Annotated in this window: 17 protein-coding genes and 1 riboswitch; of the genes, 6 read left to right on the top strand and 11 right to left on the bottom strand. The window is 74.3% G+C overall.

Annotated features, from left to right (window positions below; all coding sequences use genetic code 11):
• Positions 1-14: 14 nt before the first annotated feature.
• Positions 15-87: riboswitch (ZMP/ZTP riboswitch) on the bottom strand.
• 34 nt (positions 88-121) lie between these two features.
• Positions 122-694, bottom strand: a complete 573-nt coding sequence (gene purN / locus HNR70_RS02095; RefSeq protein WP_184324198.1) for a phosphoribosylglycinamide formyltransferase — start codon at positions 692-694, stop codon at positions 122-124.
• 57 nt (positions 695-751) lie between these two features.
• Here purN and HNR70_RS02090 point away from each other — a divergent pair, with 57 nt between their 5' ends.
• Complete coding sequence (locus tag HNR70_RS02090; RefSeq protein ID WP_246375124.1) at positions 752-1,171, top strand: hypothetical protein; 420 nt, start codon at positions 752-754, stop codon at positions 1,169-1,171.
• Here the strand turns inward: HNR70_RS02090 and HNR70_RS02085 are convergent.
• Positions 1,149-2,822 carry a cell division protein PerM gene (locus tag HNR70_RS02085; RefSeq protein ID WP_184324196.1) on the bottom strand — a complete coding sequence of 558 codons (1,674 nt, stop codon included), beginning with the start codon at positions 2,820-2,822 and terminating at the stop codon, positions 1,149-1,151. The two genes, HNR70_RS02090 and HNR70_RS02085, sit on opposite strands and share 23 nt — an antisense overlap.
• Positions 2,823-2,998: 176 nt before the next feature.
• On the opposite strand from HNR70_RS02085, the gene HNR70_RS02080 reads away from it, so the two are divergent.
• Positions 2,999-4,300 carry an isochorismate synthase gene (locus tag HNR70_RS02080; protein ID WP_246375123.1) on the top strand — a complete coding sequence of 434 codons (1,302 nt, stop codon included), beginning with the start codon at positions 2,999-3,001 and terminating at the stop codon, positions 4,298-4,300.
• A 38-nt stretch (positions 4,301-4,338) separates the two neighbouring features.
• On the opposite strand, the gene HNR70_RS02075 is transcribed toward HNR70_RS02080, so the two are convergent.
• From HNR70_RS02075 to HNR70_RS02065, 3 genes are read right to left on the bottom strand one after another with little or no spacing between them, the layout of a single operon-like run.
• The gene (locus tag HNR70_RS02075) at positions 4,339-5,949 is read right to left on the bottom strand and encodes a S1C family serine protease (RefSeq protein ID WP_184324194.1); all 1,611 of its coding nucleotides are present in this window, start codon (positions 5,947-5,949) and stop codon (positions 4,339-4,341) included.
• 22 nt (positions 5,950-5,971) lie between these two features.
• The gene (gene menD / locus HNR70_RS02070) at positions 5,972-7,870 is read right to left on the bottom strand and encodes a 2-succinyl-5-enolpyruvyl-6-hydroxy-3-cyclohexene-1-carboxylic-acid synthase (RefSeq protein WP_312857543.1); all 1,899 of its coding nucleotides are present in this window, start codon (positions 7,868-7,870) and stop codon (positions 5,972-5,974) included.
• A gap of 45 nt (positions 7,871-7,915) precedes the next feature.
• On the bottom strand, positions 7,916-8,893 hold the full coding sequence (locus HNR70_RS02065) for an o-succinylbenzoate synthase (RefSeq protein ID WP_184324193.1): 978 nt from the start codon (positions 8,891-8,893) through the stop codon (positions 7,916-7,918).
• A gap of 64 nt (positions 8,894-8,957) precedes the next feature.
• On the opposite strand from HNR70_RS02065, the gene HNR70_RS02060 reads away from it, so the two are divergent.
• From HNR70_RS02060 to HNR70_RS02050, 3 genes are all read left to right on the top strand, one after another.
• Positions 8,958-9,950: a 1,4-dihydroxy-2-naphthoyl-CoA synthase gene (locus HNR70_RS02060; RefSeq protein ID WP_184324192.1), complete on the top strand. Its 993-nt coding sequence runs from the start codon at positions 8,958-8,960 to the stop codon at positions 9,948-9,950.
• A complete protein-coding gene (locus tag HNR70_RS02055; protein ID WP_312857542.1) occupies positions 9,947-11,293 on the top strand; it encodes an AMP-binding protein in 1,347 nt (448 codons plus the stop codon). Before HNR70_RS02060 ends, HNR70_RS02055 begins: the two co-directional genes overlap by 4 nt.
• 105 nt (positions 11,294-11,398) lie before the next feature.
• Positions 11,399-12,295 (top strand): 1,4-dihydroxy-2-naphthoate polyprenyltransferase, encoded by an 897-nt coding sequence (locus HNR70_RS02050; RefSeq protein ID WP_184324191.1) that lies wholly within the window; start codon positions 11,399-11,401, stop codon positions 12,293-12,295.
• Here HNR70_RS02050 and HNR70_RS02045 read toward each other — a convergent pair.
• The gene (locus HNR70_RS02045) at positions 12,276-12,716 is read right to left on the bottom strand and encodes a DUF4229 domain-containing protein (protein WP_184324190.1); all 441 of its coding nucleotides are present in this window, start codon (positions 12,714-12,716) and stop codon (positions 12,276-12,278) included. The genes HNR70_RS02050 and HNR70_RS02045 overlap by 20 nt on opposite strands.
• Before the next feature lie 162 nt (positions 12,717-12,878).
• Here HNR70_RS02045 and HNR70_RS02040 point away from each other — a divergent pair, with 162 nt between their 5' ends.
• Complete coding sequence (locus HNR70_RS02040) at positions 12,879-13,322, top strand: PLD nuclease N-terminal domain-containing protein (protein ID WP_184324189.1); 444 nt, start codon at positions 12,879-12,881, stop codon at positions 13,320-13,322.
• Positions 13,323-13,592: 270 nt separating this feature from the next.
• Here HNR70_RS02040 and ccsB read toward each other — a convergent pair whose 3' ends face one another.
• The 5 genes from ccsB to HNR70_RS02015 are packed head-to-tail and all read right to left on the bottom strand — an operon-like array spanning position 13,593 to position 18,508.
• Positions 13,593-14,705 carry a c-type cytochrome biogenesis protein CcsB gene (gene ccsB, locus HNR70_RS02035; protein WP_184324188.1) on the bottom strand — a complete coding sequence of 371 codons (1,113 nt, stop codon included), beginning with the start codon at positions 14,703-14,705 and terminating at the stop codon, positions 13,593-13,595.
• Positions 14,702-16,432: a cytochrome c biogenesis protein ResB gene (gene resB / locus HNR70_RS02030; protein ID WP_184324187.1), complete on the bottom strand. Its 1,731-nt coding sequence runs from the start codon at positions 16,430-16,432 to the stop codon at positions 14,702-14,704. Before resB ends, ccsB begins: the two co-directional genes overlap by 4 nt.
• A complete protein-coding gene (locus HNR70_RS02025) occupies positions 16,432-17,256 on the bottom strand; it encodes a cytochrome c biogenesis CcdA family protein (protein ID WP_184324186.1) in 825 nt (274 codons plus the stop codon). Before HNR70_RS02025 ends, resB begins: the two co-directional genes overlap by 1 nt.
• Entirely contained in the window at positions 17,253-17,846 is a 594-nt protein-coding gene (locus tag HNR70_RS02020) for a TlpA family protein disulfide reductase (protein ID WP_184326496.1), read from the bottom strand. Before HNR70_RS02020 ends, HNR70_RS02025 begins: the two co-directional genes overlap by 4 nt.
• 14 nt (positions 17,847-17,860) lie before the next feature.
• Positions 17,861-18,508 carry a histidine phosphatase family protein gene (locus tag HNR70_RS02015; protein WP_184324185.1) on the bottom strand — a complete coding sequence of 216 codons (648 nt, stop codon included), beginning with the start codon at positions 18,506-18,508 and terminating at the stop codon, positions 17,861-17,863.
• Between the last annotated feature and the right edge of the window lie 16 nt (positions 18,509-18,524).

The raw sequence follows: 18,524 nt of genomic DNA, 5'->3' as shown, positions 1-18,524 counted from the left end.
TGCGGATCTGCTGTGGCGGGCACCCAGGCGGACGATGCCCACTCCGTCACTCCCCGGTGGTCGCCCACCTTCGCCAGTCGTGTGCCTCCACTGTAGCCGCGCCCCGGGGCCGCGGCACCCGTCAGGAGCGGGAGGTGAGACGGCGCACGACGTCGACCAGCAGCGGCTGCTCGGCGAGCTTGATCCGCTCGTGCAGCGTCTCCTCGGTGTCGCCGTCCAGGACCTCGACGGGGACCTGGGCGAGGATCCGCCCGGTGTCCACGCCCGCGTCGACGTCGATGACGGTGGCACCGGTGATCTTCACGCCGTGCGCGAGGGCATCGCGCACCCCGTGCGCGCCGGGGAAGGAGGGCAGCAGGGCGGGGTGGGTGTTGACGATCCGGCCGCCGAAGGCGTCCAGCAGCGGCGCGCCGATGAGCTTCATGAAACCGGCGAGCACCACCAGCTCGGGCTCGAAGCGGCCGACGGCATCTGCGAGCGCCCGGTCCCAGGAGGCGCGGTCGGGGTGGTCGGCCAGGGACACGACCTCGGTGGGGATCCCTGCCTTCCGGGCGTGGTCGAGGCCGGGGGCCTCGCGGTCGGCGAGCACGCCGACGACCTCGTAGGGGGCGTCGGGCTCGGAGGCGGCGGCCAGCAGGGCGGCGAGGTTGGAGCCGGTGCCGGAGATCAGGACGACGACGGGGGTGCGGTTCACCCGGTCAGGGTAGTCGGCGCGAGCGCGCACCCGACGCGAACGGGCACAATGGTCCCGATGAACAGCGATCCCGGCAACCGCCAGCGCGACGACGCCCCGCCCGGCCGGCGCCAGCGCCGCCTCGTGGGCGCACTGACGCTCACCCTGCTCGCCTCCTGGCTGCTGATGCTCTCGCCGCTGCCCTACTCCCTGCTGGCGGGCCTGACGGGACTCGCGGCGCTGGTGCTGCTGATCCCGCTGATCGTCCAGGCCGTCAAGGACCGCCGCTGGTCGATGGTGGTGATCGGCGCGCTGATGGGCATCCCCGCGACGCTGATGATCGTCGCCGGCGCCGTGCTGAGCGGGCTGTTCTACGGCCCGCTGCACGAGCTGGAGCAATGCCGCGCCACCGCGATCACCGAGCAGGCCCGGGTGAAGTGCGAGGCCGAGGCACAGGGCTCGATGGTGGACTGGGTCAGCGGCCTTCTGGGCGGCTGACGGAGTCCTCGTCGACCTCGTGATCGTCGTCGCGGACGGCTGAGTCCTCGACGTCCTCGACGAGCGGCTCCCCGGCCGACGGTGCTGCCGCAGGGTCCTCCGCGATCGTCCACACGTCCGCGTCCTCGGGGTCCCGCTCCACGGCAGGCGCGACGGGCTCCTCGACCACCGCGTCGTCCTCGTCCCCCGCGTCGTCCTCGTCCGCCGCGATCTCCTCCGACCACTCGGGACCGCCCACGACGGTCCCTTCGAGGACCGTCGCGTCCTCGTCGTGGTCGGCGGACAGGACCTCGTCGGCCGGCTCCTCGTCGGCCGAGGCGCTCGCCGCCGAGGCGCTCAGCTCCTCCTTCGCGCCGGTCCTCTCCCCCGCGTCGCCGCTCCGCTCGGTGCGCTCGGCAGCCTCGACCCGCTCCCGCAGGCCCGCGACGGCGCCCTGCACCCAGGGGATGAGCCCGGTGGCGAACACGCCGGCGACGAGCGCGGTGGCGCCGACCACCACGCTCAGCAACGGCAGCAGGAGGGTGCCCATCTGGGGGCCGAGGTGGACGAGCCGGCCCTCGCCGATCCCGCCGGTGGCGAGCCCCGCCAGCAGCAGCACGGCGACGACCACGGTGACGGGGTAGCCGATCCAGGCGGTGAGGCGGTCGCGCAGGTCGAGGTCGGCGACGTCCCGCATCAGCGCGTAGGCGCCGACGCCGACGGCGACGGCGGGCACAAGGATCAGCAGCCAGGCCCAGGGGGAGAACTCGCCGGGCTGGGGCAGCGCGCCGAGGATCGGCAGGGCGGGCAGCACGCCGGTGGCGGAGCCGTCCAGGGAGATGCCGGTGGAGGTGCCCACGCCCACGGTCCCGCCGAGCAGCACGACCATCGCCCACACCGCCAGCAGCGGCAGCAGGGCCAGGTGCAGCAGGGTGAGCACGATGCCGCCGACCACGCCGGGGTCGAGCTGGTCGAACAGCGCCGACTGGGCGGGCAGGGTGAGGGCGAGCATCACGACCAGCAGCGCCATGCCGGCACCGGCCAGCCCCAGCACCGCGATCAGGGCGGAGCGGGCGATGTCGCCGTAGGGGGCGGGCAGCAGCTCGAGCACGCGCACGCCGGGGACGTCGGCCGTGGGCTCGCGGCGCAGGGACCACAGGATCCCGAGCAGCCCGCCGAGCACGGCGACCATCGCACCGGAGACGACCGCGGAGGTGACCACGGGGGACGCGTCGTTGCTGCGCCCGATCGCGGCGAGCACCGCCACCCCGATCGGGTACATCGCGCCGTAGGCGCCGAGGGCCGCGCCCGCATCGCGCAGCGCCCCGACCCGCAGCGCCCCGTCCTCGCGCACCAGGTGCAGGCGTCGGCCGGCGCGGCGCATGGCCAGGGCGGACATCACGACCAGCAGCAGCTGCAGGCCGAGCGGCGTGAGGGTCACGGCCCCGTCGATCACGCCGGTGCTCAGCACGATCCCGCCGCCGTGCCCGAGGACCAGCAGGTTCAGGGCGATGAGGATCGCGTCCAGCGCGGTGGCGGTCGAGGCGGTGCCGGCGACCTGGGCCGCAAGCGCGGGCACCACGACGACGGCGAGCGCGACGCCGAGCGTGCCGAGCGCGGCGAGCACCCCGCGCGCCAGGGGCGTGGCGATGCTGTCGACGTCGTTGCTCACGCACTGCTCCTCGGGTGGGGAAGATCGGGGGACGGTCCGGCGCGGGGCCCGGCGGTCCGGTCCCCCGAGGTCGGGCCGCCGGACCATGGTCGCACCTTAGGCTGGACCGACCGGGCATCTGCGGACGGGACGCGGGTCACGGCGGCGAGAGGGAGGGGTGCCGCATAATGGCCCGGATGTCCGCTCCCTCCCGCTCCCGCTCCGCCGTGTCCTCCGCTCCCTCGGAGGCGGTGACGCCGCACGTGCGCACGGTGCGGATCGAGGAGCCGGTGGACCTGCTCGGACACATTCCCGCCGACGTCTCCGCGGCCTGGCTGCGCCACGGTCAGGGCATGGTCGCCCTCGGGCGCGCCTGGGAGGTGCGCACCGATGGTCCGGGGCGCTTCGCCGACGCGAGCGCCGCCTTCCGCGCCCTCGCCGCCCGTGCCCGCATCGACGACGAGGTGCGGGTGCGCACGAGCGGCCTGGTGGCGCTGGGCACCTTCTCCTACGCCGACGACTCCCCGCGCGCCTCGACGCTGATGGTCCCCTCGGCGCTGCTGGGCGTGCACGACGGCGAGGCGTTCCTCACCGTGGTCGGGATCGACGAGGACCCGGCGCTGCCCATCTCGTGGCGGGACCTGTTCCCCTCCTCCCCCGTCGGCGGCGCGGCCGAGGCGCAGCTGGAGCTCGAGCCGGACCACACCCCGGACGAGTACCAGGCGCTGGTGCAGGAGGCGGTCGCCGAGATCCGCGCGGGCGCGGCGGAGAAGGTGGTGCTCTCGGAGCGGACCACGGTCACCGCCCCCGCACCCCTGTCCCCGGCGCTGCTGCTGACGCGCCTGGCCCGCAGCTACCCGAGCACCTGGGTGTACCACCTCGAGGACGTGGTGGGCGCGAGCCCGGAGATGCTCGCCCAGACCGAGGACGGCCGCGTGTTCTCCCGTGTGCTGGCCGGGTCGCGTCCGGTCGCCGACGACGGAGAGCTGGACGAGGCGGATCGCCGCGCCTTCCGCGCCGACGCCAAGGAGCGCTCCGAGCACGCCTTCGCGGTGGACTCGGTGGTGGAGCGCCTCGCCGATCTCGCCGCCGAGCTGGAGGTCTCCCCCGAGCCGTTCGTGCTGCGCCTGCCGGGCCTGGAGCACCTCGCCTCCGACATCTCCGCCCGTCTGAAGGGCGGTGCGACGAGCCTCGACGTCGCCTCGCGGCTGCATCCGTCGGCCGCCGTGTCCGGCACCCCGCGCGAGGCGGCGAACGAGATCATCGCCCGGCTCGAGCCCCGCGACCGCGGCGGCTACGCCTCCCCCGTGGGGTGGATGGACGCCGACGGCGACGGGCAGTGGGCGATCGCCCTGCGGATGGCGCACCTGACCGGCGAGCGCACCGCGGTGATGCAGGCCGGCGGCGGGCTCGTCGCGGCCTCGGACCCGGTCTCCGAGCACACCGAGGCGCTCGCGAAGTGCCGCCCCATGCTGCGCACCCTGCGCGGCGGCACCTGAGGGACGGGCCCTCAGGCGCCTGCGTCAGAGGTCCCAGCTCACTCGGGACGGGTGCCGAGCGTGATCTCGATCTGCTGGGTCGAGCCGCCGCGCACCACCTCGAGGGTGTGCGTGGAGCCGACCTCCATGCCGCGCACCATGCCGGTCAGCGCGCCGGCGCCGCCGACGGGGGTGTCGTCGATGCCGGTGATGAGGTCGCCCTCGGCGAGGCCGGCGTCGGCGGCGGGGCTGCTCGGCTCGACGGCGAGGACCTGCGCGCCGCGGTAGCCGGTCGAGCCGTCCGAGGCGGTGCCGTCGGTGGTGGTCACGCCGAGGAAGGCGTGCTCGGCGCTGCCGTTCTCGATGAGCTGCTGGGCGATCATCGTGGCGGTGTTCGCGGGGATCGCGAAGCCGAGCCCGATGGAGCCTGCCTGGCCCGATTCGTTGGGGATCGAGGCGATGGCGGTGTTGATGCCGATCACCTGACCGGCAGCGTCCACGAGCGCGCCGCCGGAGTTGCCGGGGTTGATGGCGGCATCGGTCTGGATCGCGGAGGTGTAGGTGGTGTCGGACCCGTCGGACGACTCGCCGGAGGCGGAGACGGGACGGTCCACGGCCGAGACGATGCCGGTGGTGACCGTGTTCTCCAGTCCGAGCGGGGTGCCGAGCGCCATCACGGGCTGGCCGACGGTGACGGTGGTGGAGTCCGCGAAGGTGGCGGGCTGGAGGTCGTCCGGCGGGGTGGTCAGTCGGATCACGGCGATGTCGGTGGAGGGGTCGGTGCCCACCACGCTCGCCTCGTAGCTGAGGCCGTCGGAGGTGGTGACCTGGACGGTCTGCGCGCCGGAGACGACGTGGTTGTTGGTGAGGATGTTGCCGGCCTCGTCCATGACCACGCCCGTGCCCTGACTGGTGCCGGAGCCGGTGGAGACGAGGATCGACACCGAGCTCGGCGAGACGTTCTCCGCGATCGTCGCCCAGTCCGGGGTGTCCGAGGTGATCGCGGAGGCGGGCGCGGCGGAGCCCGAGTCGGAGCTCTGCGCGCTCGAGGCGGTCTGCGGCTCCTGGAGCTGGTCGTAGGCGACGACGCCGCCGAGGGTGAGGCCGCTGGAGAGCATCATGCCCGCGAGCACCATCACCGCGGTCCCGCCCCAGCCCGGTCCGCGGCGGGTGCGGGGCTCGGTGGCGGCGGCGGTGCCGTAGGCGGACTCCGGGCCGTGAGCGGACTCGGCGCCGTAGGCCGAGCCGGTGCCGTAGCCGGGATCCGTCCCGTAGGCAGGATCCGTCCCGTAGGCAGGGTCCGTCCCGTAGACCGGCGCGGTACCGTACCAGCCGGTCTGCGCCTGAGCGGCGGGCTGCGCCTGCTGCCCGGTGCCGGGCAGGGAGCCGTTGGCGGGCGCCGAAGCGTTCACGGACGCGGCACTGTTGGTGGGGCCGGCGCTGTTGGTGGGGCCGGCGCTGTGGGTGGGGGCGGCGGTGTTCGCCGACGGTCCGGCGGGGGTCGTGCCGTACCAGCCTTGCTGCGTGCTCAGCTGCTCCGTGCTCAGCTGCTCAGCGCTCAGCTGCTCGGTGGGGGCGTCCTGCGCCGGGAGCGCCGGGGACTGCTGCGGGTCGGGACCAATGCCGTAGGGCTGCCGGCCCTGCGGCTGCGGCGCGTGCTGCTCGTTCATGGCGGTATGTCACCACCCCTGCTCAAGAGAAGTTCGTGATCCTGCTGTGCGTGGCCTGTGCGACCAGCACCCGGAGCCCGCCGGCGGGCTCGGCGAGCGCGGCGGGGAGGTCCTCGGGGGACAGGACGCGTGCGTCGGCGCCGAGCGCGGCGGCGGCCGCGGCGATGTCCGCACCGTGCGGGGTGGTGAAGAAGCGGCGCAGCAGTGCGGGCGCGGCGGCGGCGTGCTCGAGCCCGGAGAAGATCCGGCCCCCGCCGTCGTCGACCACGACCACGTCGAGGTCCGGCCGCTCCTCCTCGGGGCCGATGAGCAGACCGGTGAGATCGTGGAGGGCGGTGAGGTCCCCGACCAGCAGTCGCACCCGCCCCACGGGCGGGGGTGCGTCATCGCCGCGGGTCCCGCCGGCGCCGGGGGTCCCGTCGGCCGACGGGCGCTGCGCGCCGAGCGCGATGCCGCCGGCGAGCGCGGTCGTGCCGTCGATCCCGGCGAGGCCGCGGTTGGCGATCACGCGGGCGTCGGTGGGGCCGGCGAGCTGCTCGAGGTCGCGCACGAGGCTCGAGGAGCCGAGCACGAGCGTGTCCCCCGCCTGCCCCGCCTCCCACACCGCGAGCGCCGCACGCTGCTGCCAGGCGAGCTCGGCGGGGGCGGCGTCGGCCGCGGCGGCGCGCCAGGCGGCGAGCCGCTCCTCGCGCCGGGCGGTGGTGTCGGGGGAGCTGAGGTCTGCGACAGGAACGTCACCAGGGGCCCCCTCCTCGACCCCGCGCGCGGCCGGGACGACGAGTCGGGCGCGGCGGGCGACGTCCGGCCAGTCCAGCTGGGTGTCCACGACGATCACCTCGACGTCGGCGGCACCGAGCAGCGCACCCACCACGGGACGGGAGAGCGTGGGGTGGCCGAGCACGATCGCGCGGTCCGGACGCAGCGGGTGCTCCGGATCGGCCATGACCCGGGCGAGCAGCGCGGGGTAGCCGGGCACGAGGGTCTCCCCCGCCCGGGCGCCGGAGCTGGGCTCGGCCAGGAGCGGCAGGCGGTGCCGGGCGGCGAGCTCCGCGGCGGCGGGGCCCGCGCCGTCGCCCGCGACGACCACGGTCCGGTCCCCGACGGGGACGGGCTGCGGGTCCGGGGCGGGAGCGGGGATCCGGCGGCTGACGAGGAGCCGGGGGCGCTCGCCGCCCTCCTCCGTCGCCGAGCCCGGCCGGGGCACGAGCGGGTCGCGGAAGGAGACGTTCAGGTGCACGGGGCCGGGGTGCTCCCCGGTCGCGGCGGCCCACGCGCGCGCGGCGGTGGAGACGGCGGTGCGCAGCTCGACCTCGGTGGCACCGGTCGCGGTCGGGGCAGGCAGGTCCACGGCGAAGCGGGTCAGGGAGCCGAACATGCCGGTCTGGCGGGTGGTCTGGTTCGCGCCGACCTCGCGGAGCTCGGCGGGCCGGTCCGCGGTGAGCACCAGCAGCGGGATCCGCGAGTGGTGCGCCTCCATCACGGCGGCGTGCAGGTGGGCGGTCGCGGTGCCGGAGGTGGTCACGACCGCCGCGGGATGCGCGGGGTCGTGCCGGGACAGTCCGAGCGCGGTGAACGCGGCGGCGCGCTCGTCGATGCGCACGTGGGCGCGCAGGCGAGGGGCGGGCCCGTCGGCCGCGATGTCGGTGACCGCTCCCCCGTCGGCCGCCCCCTTCCCAGCCGATCCCCCGTCGGCCGCGCGCGCGAGGGCGTCGAGCGCGTAGACGAGCGGCGCCGAGCGGGAGCCGGGCGCGAGCACGACCTCGCGCAGCCCGAGCGCGGCGAGCGCTCCCCACATCGCCGTCGACTGGTCCACAGCCCCGGAGCCGCTGGGCACTGGGGCGCTCAGCGCGAGGAGCGGCAGGACGGCGGGCGCGAGAACGGCGTGGGCGGAAGGAGCGGCGTGATCAACGGGGTCGGGCACCCCGACAGCGTAGTGCGGACCCGCCGGAACCACCCCGCCGCACGCTCACAGCTGCGCGGCGCAGGCGGCAAGGCGCTCCTCCCAGCGGGCGGTGAGCTCGGCGCCTGCGGCGTGACGGGCGAGCAGCTCCTCGTCGGGCACGGGCCGCTGCGCAGGAATGGTCCCGCCCTCGGCGCGCAGCGGGGCGGCGACCAGGTCGCCGGTGAGCAGCGTCGCGGTCGCGAGACCGCAGGCGTGGGGCAGCTCGGGCAGGGCGGCGGCGAGCGCGAGCCCGGCCGACAATCCCACGCTGCTCTCGAGCGCGGAGGACACCACGACCGGCAGCCCGGCCTGGTCGGCGAGCTCGAGGCAGCGCCGCACCCCGCCGAGCGGCTGCACCTTCATCACCAGCAGGTCCGCCGCCTCCGCGCGGGCGACGCGGAGGGGATCCTCGGCGCGCCGCACGGACTCGTCGGCCGCGATGGGGATGTCGAGCCAGCGCCGCAGCGCCGCGAGGTCCTCGAGCGCGGCGCAGGGCTGCTCGGCGTACTCGAGCCCGCCCGCGGCGCGGTCCAGGACCGGCAGCGCCTCGAGCGCCTCGTCGAGGGTCCAGGCGGCGTTGGCGTCCACGCGGATCCGCGCGTCCGGACCCATGGCGTCGCGCACGGCCTCGAGCCGCTCCGCGTCGGCGTCGAGGGTGGAGCCGGGGTCGGCGACCTTCACCTTGGCGGTGCGGGCGCCGCCCACCCCCGCGAGGCGGTGGGCGAGAGGCGCGGGGACGACGGGGATCGTGGCGTTGACCTCGATCAGCTCGCGCCGTGCGGCGGGCCGCGGGGCGGTCGCGTCCTCGAGGGCGGCGCGCAGCCAGGCCGCGGACTCGGGCGCGTCGTAGTCCCAGAAGGGCGAGAACTCGGCCCAGCCGGTCGGGCCGTGCAGCAGCATGCCGTCGCGCTCGGTGATCCGGCGGAACCTCGTGGTCATGGGGATCGTCCACACGGCCGCGCGATCGATGCCGCGCTCGAGCAGGGGGGTGGGTATGCGCATCCCTCGAGGCTAGCGCGCCCGCCGGAGCGCTCCTCGCGCCGCTGCGCGGACTACCCTCGTCATCATGACCACCGCGCCCGACCCGCTGCCCCGTCAGGTCTCCGACACCTTCGATCCGCTGCGCTGGCGGGCGGTGCCCGCCGCCGAGCACGGCGGGGAGGAGTTCACCGACATCACCTATCACCGGGCGGTGGAGCGGATCGAGTCGGCCGACGGGGAGCTGACCGCGCGGGACCTGCCCACGGTCCGCATCGCGTTCGACCGGCCCGAGGTGCGCAACGCCTTCCGCCCCCGAACGGTCGACGAGCTGTACCGGGCGCTGGACCATGCCCGGCTCGACAGCGGGGTGGGCGTGATCCTCCTGACCGGCAACGGCCCCTCCCCCAAGGACGGCGGCCACTCCTTCTGCTCCGGCGGCGACCAGCGCATCCGCGGCCGCTCCGGCTACGAGTACGACGACGCCGAAGAGCTCCAGGACACCGCGAGCGTGCGACAGCGCTCCGCCGGGCGCCTGCACATCCTCGAGGTGCAGCGCCTCATGCGCACCATGGGCAAGGTCGTGATCGCGCTGGTCAACGGCTGGGCCGCCGGTGGCGGGCACTCCCTGCACGTGGTCGCGGACCTCACGATCGCCTCCCGCGAGCACGCCCGCTTCAAGCAGACCGACGCGAACGTGGGCTCCTTCGACGGCGGCTACGGCTCCGCGTACCTCGCCAAGCAGGTGGGTCAGAAGCGGGCGCGGGAGATCTTCTTCCTCGCCGAGGAGTACTCCGCCCAGGACGCCTACGACTGGGGCGCGGTCAACCGAGTCGTGGACCACGCGCGGATCGAGGAAGAGGCGCTCGCGATGGCCGCGACCATCGCCACCAAGTCCCCGCAGGCGATCCGGATGCTGAAGTTCGCCTTCAACCTCGCCGACGACGGGCTCATGGGCCAGCAGGTCTTCGCCGGAGAGGCGACGCGCCTGGCATACATGACCGACGAGGCCGCCGAGGGCCGCGACGCCTTCCTCGAGAAGCGCGACCCCGACTGGTCCGCGTTCCCCCACCCGCAGTGAGCACGCAGAGCGACGGCACGGCCCCCAAGATTCCCTCCGAGGAGGGGCTTCCCTGGCTGCACCCGGACCCCTACGACGCCTCGGCCGCCTCGCTCGCCGCGCACTCCCACGCCGTCGGCGAGATGATGGCGGGCCGGGCCCGCCTGTGGCTGGGCCCCTTCGACCCGCCCGCCTCCCTGCCCGCCGGGCTCCAGGACACCGCGCTCGTGGTCCCGACCTCCGGCTCGACCGGCACGGCCAAGGCCGTCGCCCAGCCGCTGGCCTCGCTCGTCGCCTCCCAGGATGCGACGGCGGCGCTCTTCGCGGCCGACGGGACCGCCCCGGGCACGGGCGGCCACGGCTTCTGGCTGCCCCTCCTGCCGCCCACGCACATCGCCGGGATCCAGGTCCTCGCCCGCGCCCATCGCACCGCGCAGGTGCTGGGCCTGCCCGCCCCCGCTCTGCCCGATCCGCTGCCGGACCTGCGCGGCCACTTCGATTCCGCCGCATTCGTCGAACTCGCCGAGCCCGCCCTCGCCCAGGCGGAGCAGGCCGGTCTGCCGGCGCTCACCTCGCTCGTGCCCACGCAGCTGACCCGCATCGTCACCGGCGCCACCGGGGCCGACGCCCGCGCCCGCGCGGTGCTGCGCCGCTTCGCCGCGGTGCTCGTGGGCGGCGCGGCCACCTCCCCGGACGTCCTCGCCCGGGCGCGGGGCCAGCGCATCGCGGTGCGCACCACCTACGGCTCGTCTGAGACCGCGGGCGGCTGCGTCTACGACCGCACGCCCCTGCCCGGGGTGCGCCTGCGGATCGAGGACCCCGATGCGAGCGGGGCCGGACGGCTCCTCATCGCCTCGCCCACCCTCGCGCTCGGCTATCTCACGGCCGACGGGGGCGTGGACGACTCGGCGTTCTCGACGGTCGGCGCCCCCGAGCGCGAGCTGCGCACCTCGGACCTCGCCGAGCTCGACGAGGACGGCGCCCTGCGGATCCTCGGCCGGGCCGACGACGTCATCATCACCGGCGGTCGCAAGGTCCTCCCCCAGGACGTGGAGCGCGCGATCGACCGCTCCCTCATGCTGCGCGGCATGATCCGCTCGGCCGTGGTGGTGGGGGTCGCCGATCCCGAATGGGGTCAGCGTCTCGAGGCGCTCGTGACCCTCGAGCCGGGCAGCGGCCCGGCCGTCGGCCCCGAGGAGGCCACGGCGCTGGTCCGCTCGGCGCTGCGGACCACCGAGGTGCCCGCGCATCAGATCCCCAAGCGTGTGCACGTCGTCGAGGAGCTGCCGCTGCGCGGGATCGGCAAGATCGACCGCGCCGCCGCCCGCGAGCTCGCCGAGCGCCTGACCGCCGGACCGTGGTGACCACCTCCACGTGAGGCGTGCCCCGGCCGGGGCCGTCGGCGCGCCGCTGCGGCGTATCCTCGATGAGGCCGTCGACCGGCGGCCGCGATGTCCTCGAGGAGCATGATGGCCAGCTGGTCCCAGTGGGTGCAGGGCGCCCGTCCCCGCACCCTTCCGGCGGCCCTCGCCCCGGTTGCCGCCGGCACCGGCGCGGCGGTGTGGCAGCTGGAGAGCCTCACCGGCGCGGTCGACTGGGGACTGGTGATCCCGCGGGCGCTGCTGGCGCTCGGCGTCTCCTTCTCCCTCCAGGTCGGCGTGAACTACGCCAACGACTACTCCGACGGGATCCGCGGCACCGACGACGACCGCGTGGGCCCCTTCCGCCTCACCGGCTCCGGCGCCGCCTCACCCGCCACCGTCAAGCGCGCCGCGATCGCGTCCCTCGCCCTCGGCGGATTGTTCGGCCTGGTCCTCATCGCCGTCGCCCAGATGTGGTGGGCGCTCGTGATCGGCGCCGCCGCGATCGCCGCGGCGTGGTTCTACACCGGCGGGAAGAAGCCCTACGGCTACCTGGGCCTCGGCGAGGTGTTCGTCTTCCTGTTCTTCGGGCTCGTCGCGGTCAACGGCACCGCCTACGCGATCACCAAGCAGCCCACCTGGGTGGCGCTGCTCGGCTCGATCGCGATCGGCCTGCTCGCCGTCGCGCTCATGCTCACCAACAACCTGCGCGACATCCCCACCGACGAGATCGCCGGCAAGAGGACCCTCGCCGTCCGCCTCGGACAGCGCGGCACGCGGTGGCTGTACACCGCCACGGTGCTGGCGCCCTTCGTGCTCATGGTCCCGGTGATCATCGAGCACCGGCCCGCGGCGCTGGTGCTGCTGGCGCTGCCGCTCGCGATCCCCCCCGTGCGCGCGGTCCTCGGCGACGCGCGCGGCCGGGACCTGATCCCGGTGCTCGGCGCGACCGGTCGCCTGGAGCTGGTCTACTCGCTCCTGCTGCTCATCGGTCTGATCCTCTGACCGACCCGTCGGCCTCGACGGCGCCGTCGGCGCGCTGCTCGTCGACGGTCGCGTCCGTCTCGGGGTCGCCGAGCTCGGGCAGGTCGGCCGGTCCTGCGGCGGCGTCGTCCTCGTCGGCCGACGACTGCGCCGGCTTCCCGTTCCCCGCGCCGTCCCCGTCGTCCGCGAAGAGCGAGTCCTCGTACTCGGCGTCCTCGTCGACCACGGGGCCGCGCTTGGCGACGCGGCGCTCGTGCGCGTCCTTCCAGCGCATCGCCGCGGCATCGCGCAGACGGTCCAGGAACAGGATCGAGATCAGCATCGCGATCAGCGCCGCGAGCACGCCCGCGAGCATCACGCCGATGTCCAGCAGGGTGAGCAGCCACCAGATGGCGATCCACAGGCCCAGGCGGACGACGGCGTAGAGCAGGAACGGACGCATGGAGCCAGAGTATGCCGCGCGCCCGGGAGGACCCTGGTGCGGACGGCCGACGGGGGCGAGGATCACGCCGCACCGCGCGCGCGACGCCCCCCTGGTCACGGCCCCGTCACGGCCTTCCCCTCCGCCCATCCCCTGCCCAGCCTGGGCCCCTACACTTGCTCCATGGCCCGCGGCATCCTCGCAGTTCTCTCGATCGCCCTGACGGTCTTCGCACTCGCCGACTGCGTGCAGACCAAGGACGACAAGGTCCGCGGCGTGCCGAAATGGGCATGGATCGTCCTGATCGTGCTCCTGCCCTGGGTCGGGCCGATCACCTGGCTGTTCGTGGGCAAGGACCGCTCCTGGGGTGCCGGCGGCGGGCAGCCGCGGCGCAAGGGACCGATCGCCCCCGACGAGGACCCCGACTTCCTGCGCAAGCTCGACGAGGACATCCGTCGCGAGCGCCGCGAGCGCGAGCGGGGACAGCAGTCCCCCGGCTCGGCCGACGGCAGCGCCCCGGAGGACCGCCGCGGGAACCCCGGCGAGGCGGACGGCGGTGAGGCGGACCGCGGTGACGCCACCGGCGACGGGGATCCCACGACCGGCCGCGACGACCGCAGCCTCTGAGCCGCAGCTCCGCAACCCAGCACCTCCGCACACCTGACCAGCGGGCCCCGGCACCACAGGCCGCCACCGCACGGCAGGCCACTGCGCAGAACCGCAGGCCACTCCCGCCGCAGCGGGCCGCCACGCACAGCAGAACGGGAGTTGTGTACGAATCCCTTCCACTTTCGTGGAAGCTTCTCGTACACGACTCCCGTTGCGCGTCTGCGGTGGGCCGGACGGAGCTCCGGGCCCGGGACTCCTCAGTGCCCGGGACTCCTCAGGGCCGCTGGCTCAGCCGAGTCCGGAGTAGGAGTGCAGGCCGTTGATGACCGTGTTGACGATCGTGTAGTTGAAGACCACGGCCACGAAGCCGGCCAGGGCCAGACCCGCGGCGCGGCTGCCGCGGAAGCGGGCGGTGGCGCGGGCGTGGAGGTAGGCGGCGTAGACGATCCAGATGATGAAGGTCCACACCTCCTTGGGGTCCCAGCCCCAGAAGCGGCCCCAGGCCTCGCGGGCCCAGATCGCACCGAAGATGAGCGTGAAGGTCCAGCACACGAAGGCGACGGAGTGGATGCGGAAGCTCAGCGCCTCGAGCACGGTCGAGGAGGGCAGGCGGTCCAGCACATGGCCGAAGCGGCCCCAGTGCTCGGGGAACTCCTCCTCGGCGGCGCGCTCGGCGAGCACGCGCTCGTGACGGGCCTGGAGCAGCTGGAGGCTCGCCACGACCGCGCCGAGGATCGACAGGGCGGTGGCGAGGATGGCCACGCCGATGTGGATGTAGATCCAGTGGGAGTTCTGCAGGCTCGGGGTCAGCTCGGCCGCAGGCACGATCCACAGCGTCTGGGCGAGCAGCAGCACGAGCAGCACGGGGCCGACCACGAAGGTGCCCAGCGCCCGCAGCTCGGTGCGCTTGATGCTGAACACCAGGAAGACGACCATCACCACGGCGGTGGAGGTGGTGGCGAACTCGTACATGTTCGCCCACGGCACGCGCTGGGTGGCGAGCGCGCGGGTGACCACGCCGATCACGTGCAGGACCGTCGCGGCGGAGGCGAGGATGTAGGCGTAGCGCTGGGCGGTCATGGTGCCCGACGCGGCGCTGCCGGTCGTGCTGCCGCGTGCTGCCCCGTCGGCCGTCTCGCGCAGGTCCGACCCGGCCCCGTCGGCCGCGAGGACCGACCCGGAGCCGCCCGCGCCGCCGGCGCCGACAGGGACAGCCTCGGGCACGCGCGCGCCCGCCGGGGCGGAGAGCTCGGCCCGATCGCGACGGGCCAGGCGCTCGTCGCCGCGGCGCTGGGAGGAGGAGGCGAGATCGGCGCCGAAGCCGATCAGGGCCAGGACGTAGAGCACGATCGTCACCACGAGGGCGAGGTTCGAGATCTCCGCCAGCTGCTGGTTGATCACTGGGCACTTCCTTCGGGGGTGTTCTCGTCCGCGGCGTCGGCCGCGGCACGGTCCGGGCGCGTGCGCCGGGACCCATCCTGCGCCCCGGAGAGCCGGGACGCCAGAGCCTTCACATCGTCCGCGAGGGCGGGGTCGTCGCTGCGGGCAAGACCGGCGACCTCGATCTCAGCACCGTTCGCGGTGGGGCGCACCCGCACCCACACGCGCCGGCGGGGCACGAACAGCGACAGGATCAGACCGCCCACGGCGACCAGGGCGCTGACCAGGATGCCGCGCTCGAAGGGGTTGTGGGCGACGTCGAAGGCGGCGTAGCGCCGCAGCCCGTCGAAGCTGACGGTGGTGCCGTCGGCGAGCGTGTACTCCTGACCAGGGTAGAGCCGGATCAGCACCGGGTTCCCGTCCTCGCCCGCGACGGCGGTGAGGGAGGAGATGTCGACCTCGTAGGCGTTCTGCGGGATCCCGGAGTCCAGGCCGAGGTCGCCCTGGTAGACGGTCAGGGCCAGCTGCGGGTCCAGCGCATCGGGGTAGAGCGAGCGCGGACCCTGGTCGTCGATGGTGCCGGTGGGCAGGAAGAAGCCGACCACCGCGAGCTGCTCGGGGCGGGCGTCGGGCGCCTTCAGCACCACCTGCGAGGTGTAGTTCGTGTCGCCCATCGGCACGGTGATCAGCGGCCCCTCGGCCACGACCGTGCCCTCGGGGTCGGTGACCGTGATCTCGGGGGCGTAGCCGTTGCCGAGCAGGTACATCGAGGCGCCGTCGACGTGCAGGGGCTTGTTGACCTGGACGGTGCGGGTCTCCTGCTCCTGCCCCGGGGTGGTGATCTGGACGTCGGCCTCGAAGGAGCGCGGCTCGCCGAGGTTCCCGGCCTCCTCCGGGCCCACGTAGGTGGCGCGGAAGTCCTCGAGGGTGAAGCGGAAGTCGGGCAGGTCGCTCTCGTCGAACCATGCCCCGGACTCGAAGGAGTCGTACTGGGTGAGCGAGTTGGAGAAGCCGCCGCCCTCGACGACCGTGATCTGGCCGCGGTAGCTGGTCAGGGTGCCGCCCGCGATGCACACCAGCACTCCCACCAGCGCGATGTGGAAGGCGAGGTTCCCGGTCTCGCGCAGCAGCCCGCGCTCGGCGCTGACGGAGCGGGAGCCGTTCTCCTCGCGCACCTCGGTGCGGTAGCGGGAGCGGCGCAGGGCGCGGTGGGCGGTCTCGAGCAGCGCGTCCGCGTCGGCGCCCGCGACCTCGAGGCGGGTGTGCCCGGTGAAGCGGGAGAGCCGCGCGGGGGTGCGGGGCGGCTTCGCGCGCAGCTGCTTCAGGTGCACGAGCACGCGCGGGACGATGCAGCCGATCAGGGAGATGAACAGCAGCAGGTAGATCGCGGAGAACCACGGCGAGGAGAAGACCTCGAACATGCCCAGCGCATCCAGGAACTCGCCCCAGCGCCCGTTCTCCTCGAGGAACTGGTCGGTCAGCGCCGGGTTCACGCTGCGCTGCGGGTACAGCGAGCCGGGGATCGCGGCGACGGCGAGCAGCATCAGCAGGATCAGCGCGGTCTGCATGCTGGTCAGCTGGCGCCACAGGAACAGCAGCGTGCCGCGCAGGCCGAGGGACGGCACGGAGACGGGCTCGTCGTTCAGCTCGCGCTTGGAGGACCAGGACCCGGTCGCCGCCTCGGGCGCGGGGGCCTCGGGGGCGTCGTTCTCAGGCACGTCGGTGCCGGGGGACTTCTGCACGTTCATCACACCACCGGCTCGAAGGTCGCGATCAGGCCCTGCAGCTCGCTCATCCACGCCGACCACACCCCGGTCATGAGCAGCACGCCGATGGCGATCAGCAGCGCCCCGGAGAGCAGGCCGATGGTGCGGCGGTGCTTCGCGAGCTTCTTGGACACCCCGAGCGCGCGCTGGAAGAGCAGCGCGAACAGCACGAAGGGAATGCCGAGGCCGAGGGAGTACGCGAGCGCCAGGATGCCGCCGCGCACGGCCGCGCCGTCCCCGCCGCCGTCCAGGGACAGCGCCACGATCGCCGCGTAGGTCGGGCCGATGCAGGGGGTCCAGCTCAGCCCGAAGATCAGTCCCATCAGCGGCGCACCGAGCAGTCCGGCGTCCGGCTTCTTCGAGGAGACCGGACGGGTGGCGGACAGCCCCGGGAAGACGCCCATGAACAGCAGGCCCATGAGGATCACGATCGCGCCGGCGACGCGGTTGATCCACACCGAGTACTCCTGCAGCAGGTAGCCGAGCGCACCGGCGAAGCCGCCGAGCACCATGAACACGATCGCGAACCCGGCCACGAACAGCAGGGACCCGGCGAGCATCCGGCCGGTCGCGGGGCGCGCACCCTTCGCCCGTCGGCCCGTGCCTCCCCTGCCCGCAGCCGGGGCGGGGCCCACGCCCTGACCGGCCAGGCCCGAGACGTACCCGAGATAGCCGGGCACCACGGGCAGCACGCAGGGCGAGAGGAAGGCGACCAGTCCTGCGGCGGCCGCGACGGCGATCGCCAGGAGCAGCGAGCCGGACAGCGCGGTCGCCTGGAAGGCGGCCCCGATATCGCCGAGGTTCATTCGGCGACCACCGCGTCGATCATGGCGCGCAGCACCGAGGGGTCCGCGGCGCCGGAGATGCGGGCGGCGACCCGGCCCTCCTTGTCCAGCACGAGGGTGGAGGGGACGGCGTTGGGGGCGACCTGGCCGCGCAGGGCGTACATGATCTGCGCGTCGGTGTCGGGCACCGAGGGATAGGTGATGCCGTAGTTCTCCTCGAACGCCTTCGCGGGCCCGGCGGTGTCGCGCACGTTCACGCCGAGGAAGGACACGCCCTGGTCGGCGTACTCCTCGTGGATCGCCTGCAGGTCCGGGGCCTCCTTGCGGCACGGCGGGCAGGAGGCGTACCAGACGTTGAGCACCATGACCTCGCCGCGGGTGGTGGCCAGGTCGACCGGCTCGTCGTCGAAGGTGGTGCCGATGAACTCGATCGCGGCGTCGCGGTCGGCGGCGGGGATCTCCACGGAGACGCCGTCGCCGGAGACATAGCCGGCATCGCCCGAGGCGTAGCGGTCGGTGGTGTCGGTGCCGCAGGCGGCCAGCAGCAGCGCGAGCGGCACTCCCCCGGCGGCGGCGAGCACGCCGCGGCGGCTGGGGGCGGAATCCTGCATGGTCCTGCGCGTGCTCACGTGAGCTTCCCTCCGGTGGCATCGACGGCGCCCTCGTAGAGCGCGGCGGCCGGCTCGGCGTAGCCGACGTCGGTCAGGTGCGGGCCGACGAAGCGCAGGCTCGTCACCGAGCACAGCCCGCACTGCCGGCGCCTGGGGTCGTGGAACAGGGGCTTGCCTTCGGCGCTTCGGCGGGTCACCCAGATCGGCAGCTGGTGCAGCACCAGCACGGCCTCGCGGCCCTCCGCGGCGGCGCGGGCGTCGTGCACGGCGGCGACGACGCGGGCGACCTGTTCGCGGTAGGGCTCGCCCCAGGAGGGGCGGAAGGGGTTGAGGAACCAGCGCCAGTTGCGCGGATCGGTGAGCTTCGCGTCGCCATGGCCCATGCGCTGGCCCTCGAAGCGGTTGCCCGACTCGATGAGGCGCTGGTCGGAGGTGACCTCGAGGTCGTGGGCGGCGGCGATCGGGGCGGCGGTCTGCTGGGCGCGCAGCAGCGGGGAGGCGCGCACCAGGGCGATGTCGGCGCCGGCGAGGTGCTCGCCGACCTTCTGCGCCATCTGCTCCCCGCGCGCGCTCAGGCGGTACCCGGGCAGGCGTCCGTACAGGATGCGCTCCGGGTTGTGCACCTCGCCGTGACGGACGAGGTGGACCGTGGTGCTGGTCATGGCAGGGATCCTCTTT

This window comes from Brachybacterium aquaticum, from assembly GCF_014204755.1.
Classification (GTDB): domain Bacteria; phylum Actinomycetota; class Actinomycetes; order Actinomycetales; family Dermabacteraceae; genus Brachybacterium; species Brachybacterium aquaticum.
This window is presented reverse-complemented; position numbering and strand designations above follow the sequence as displayed.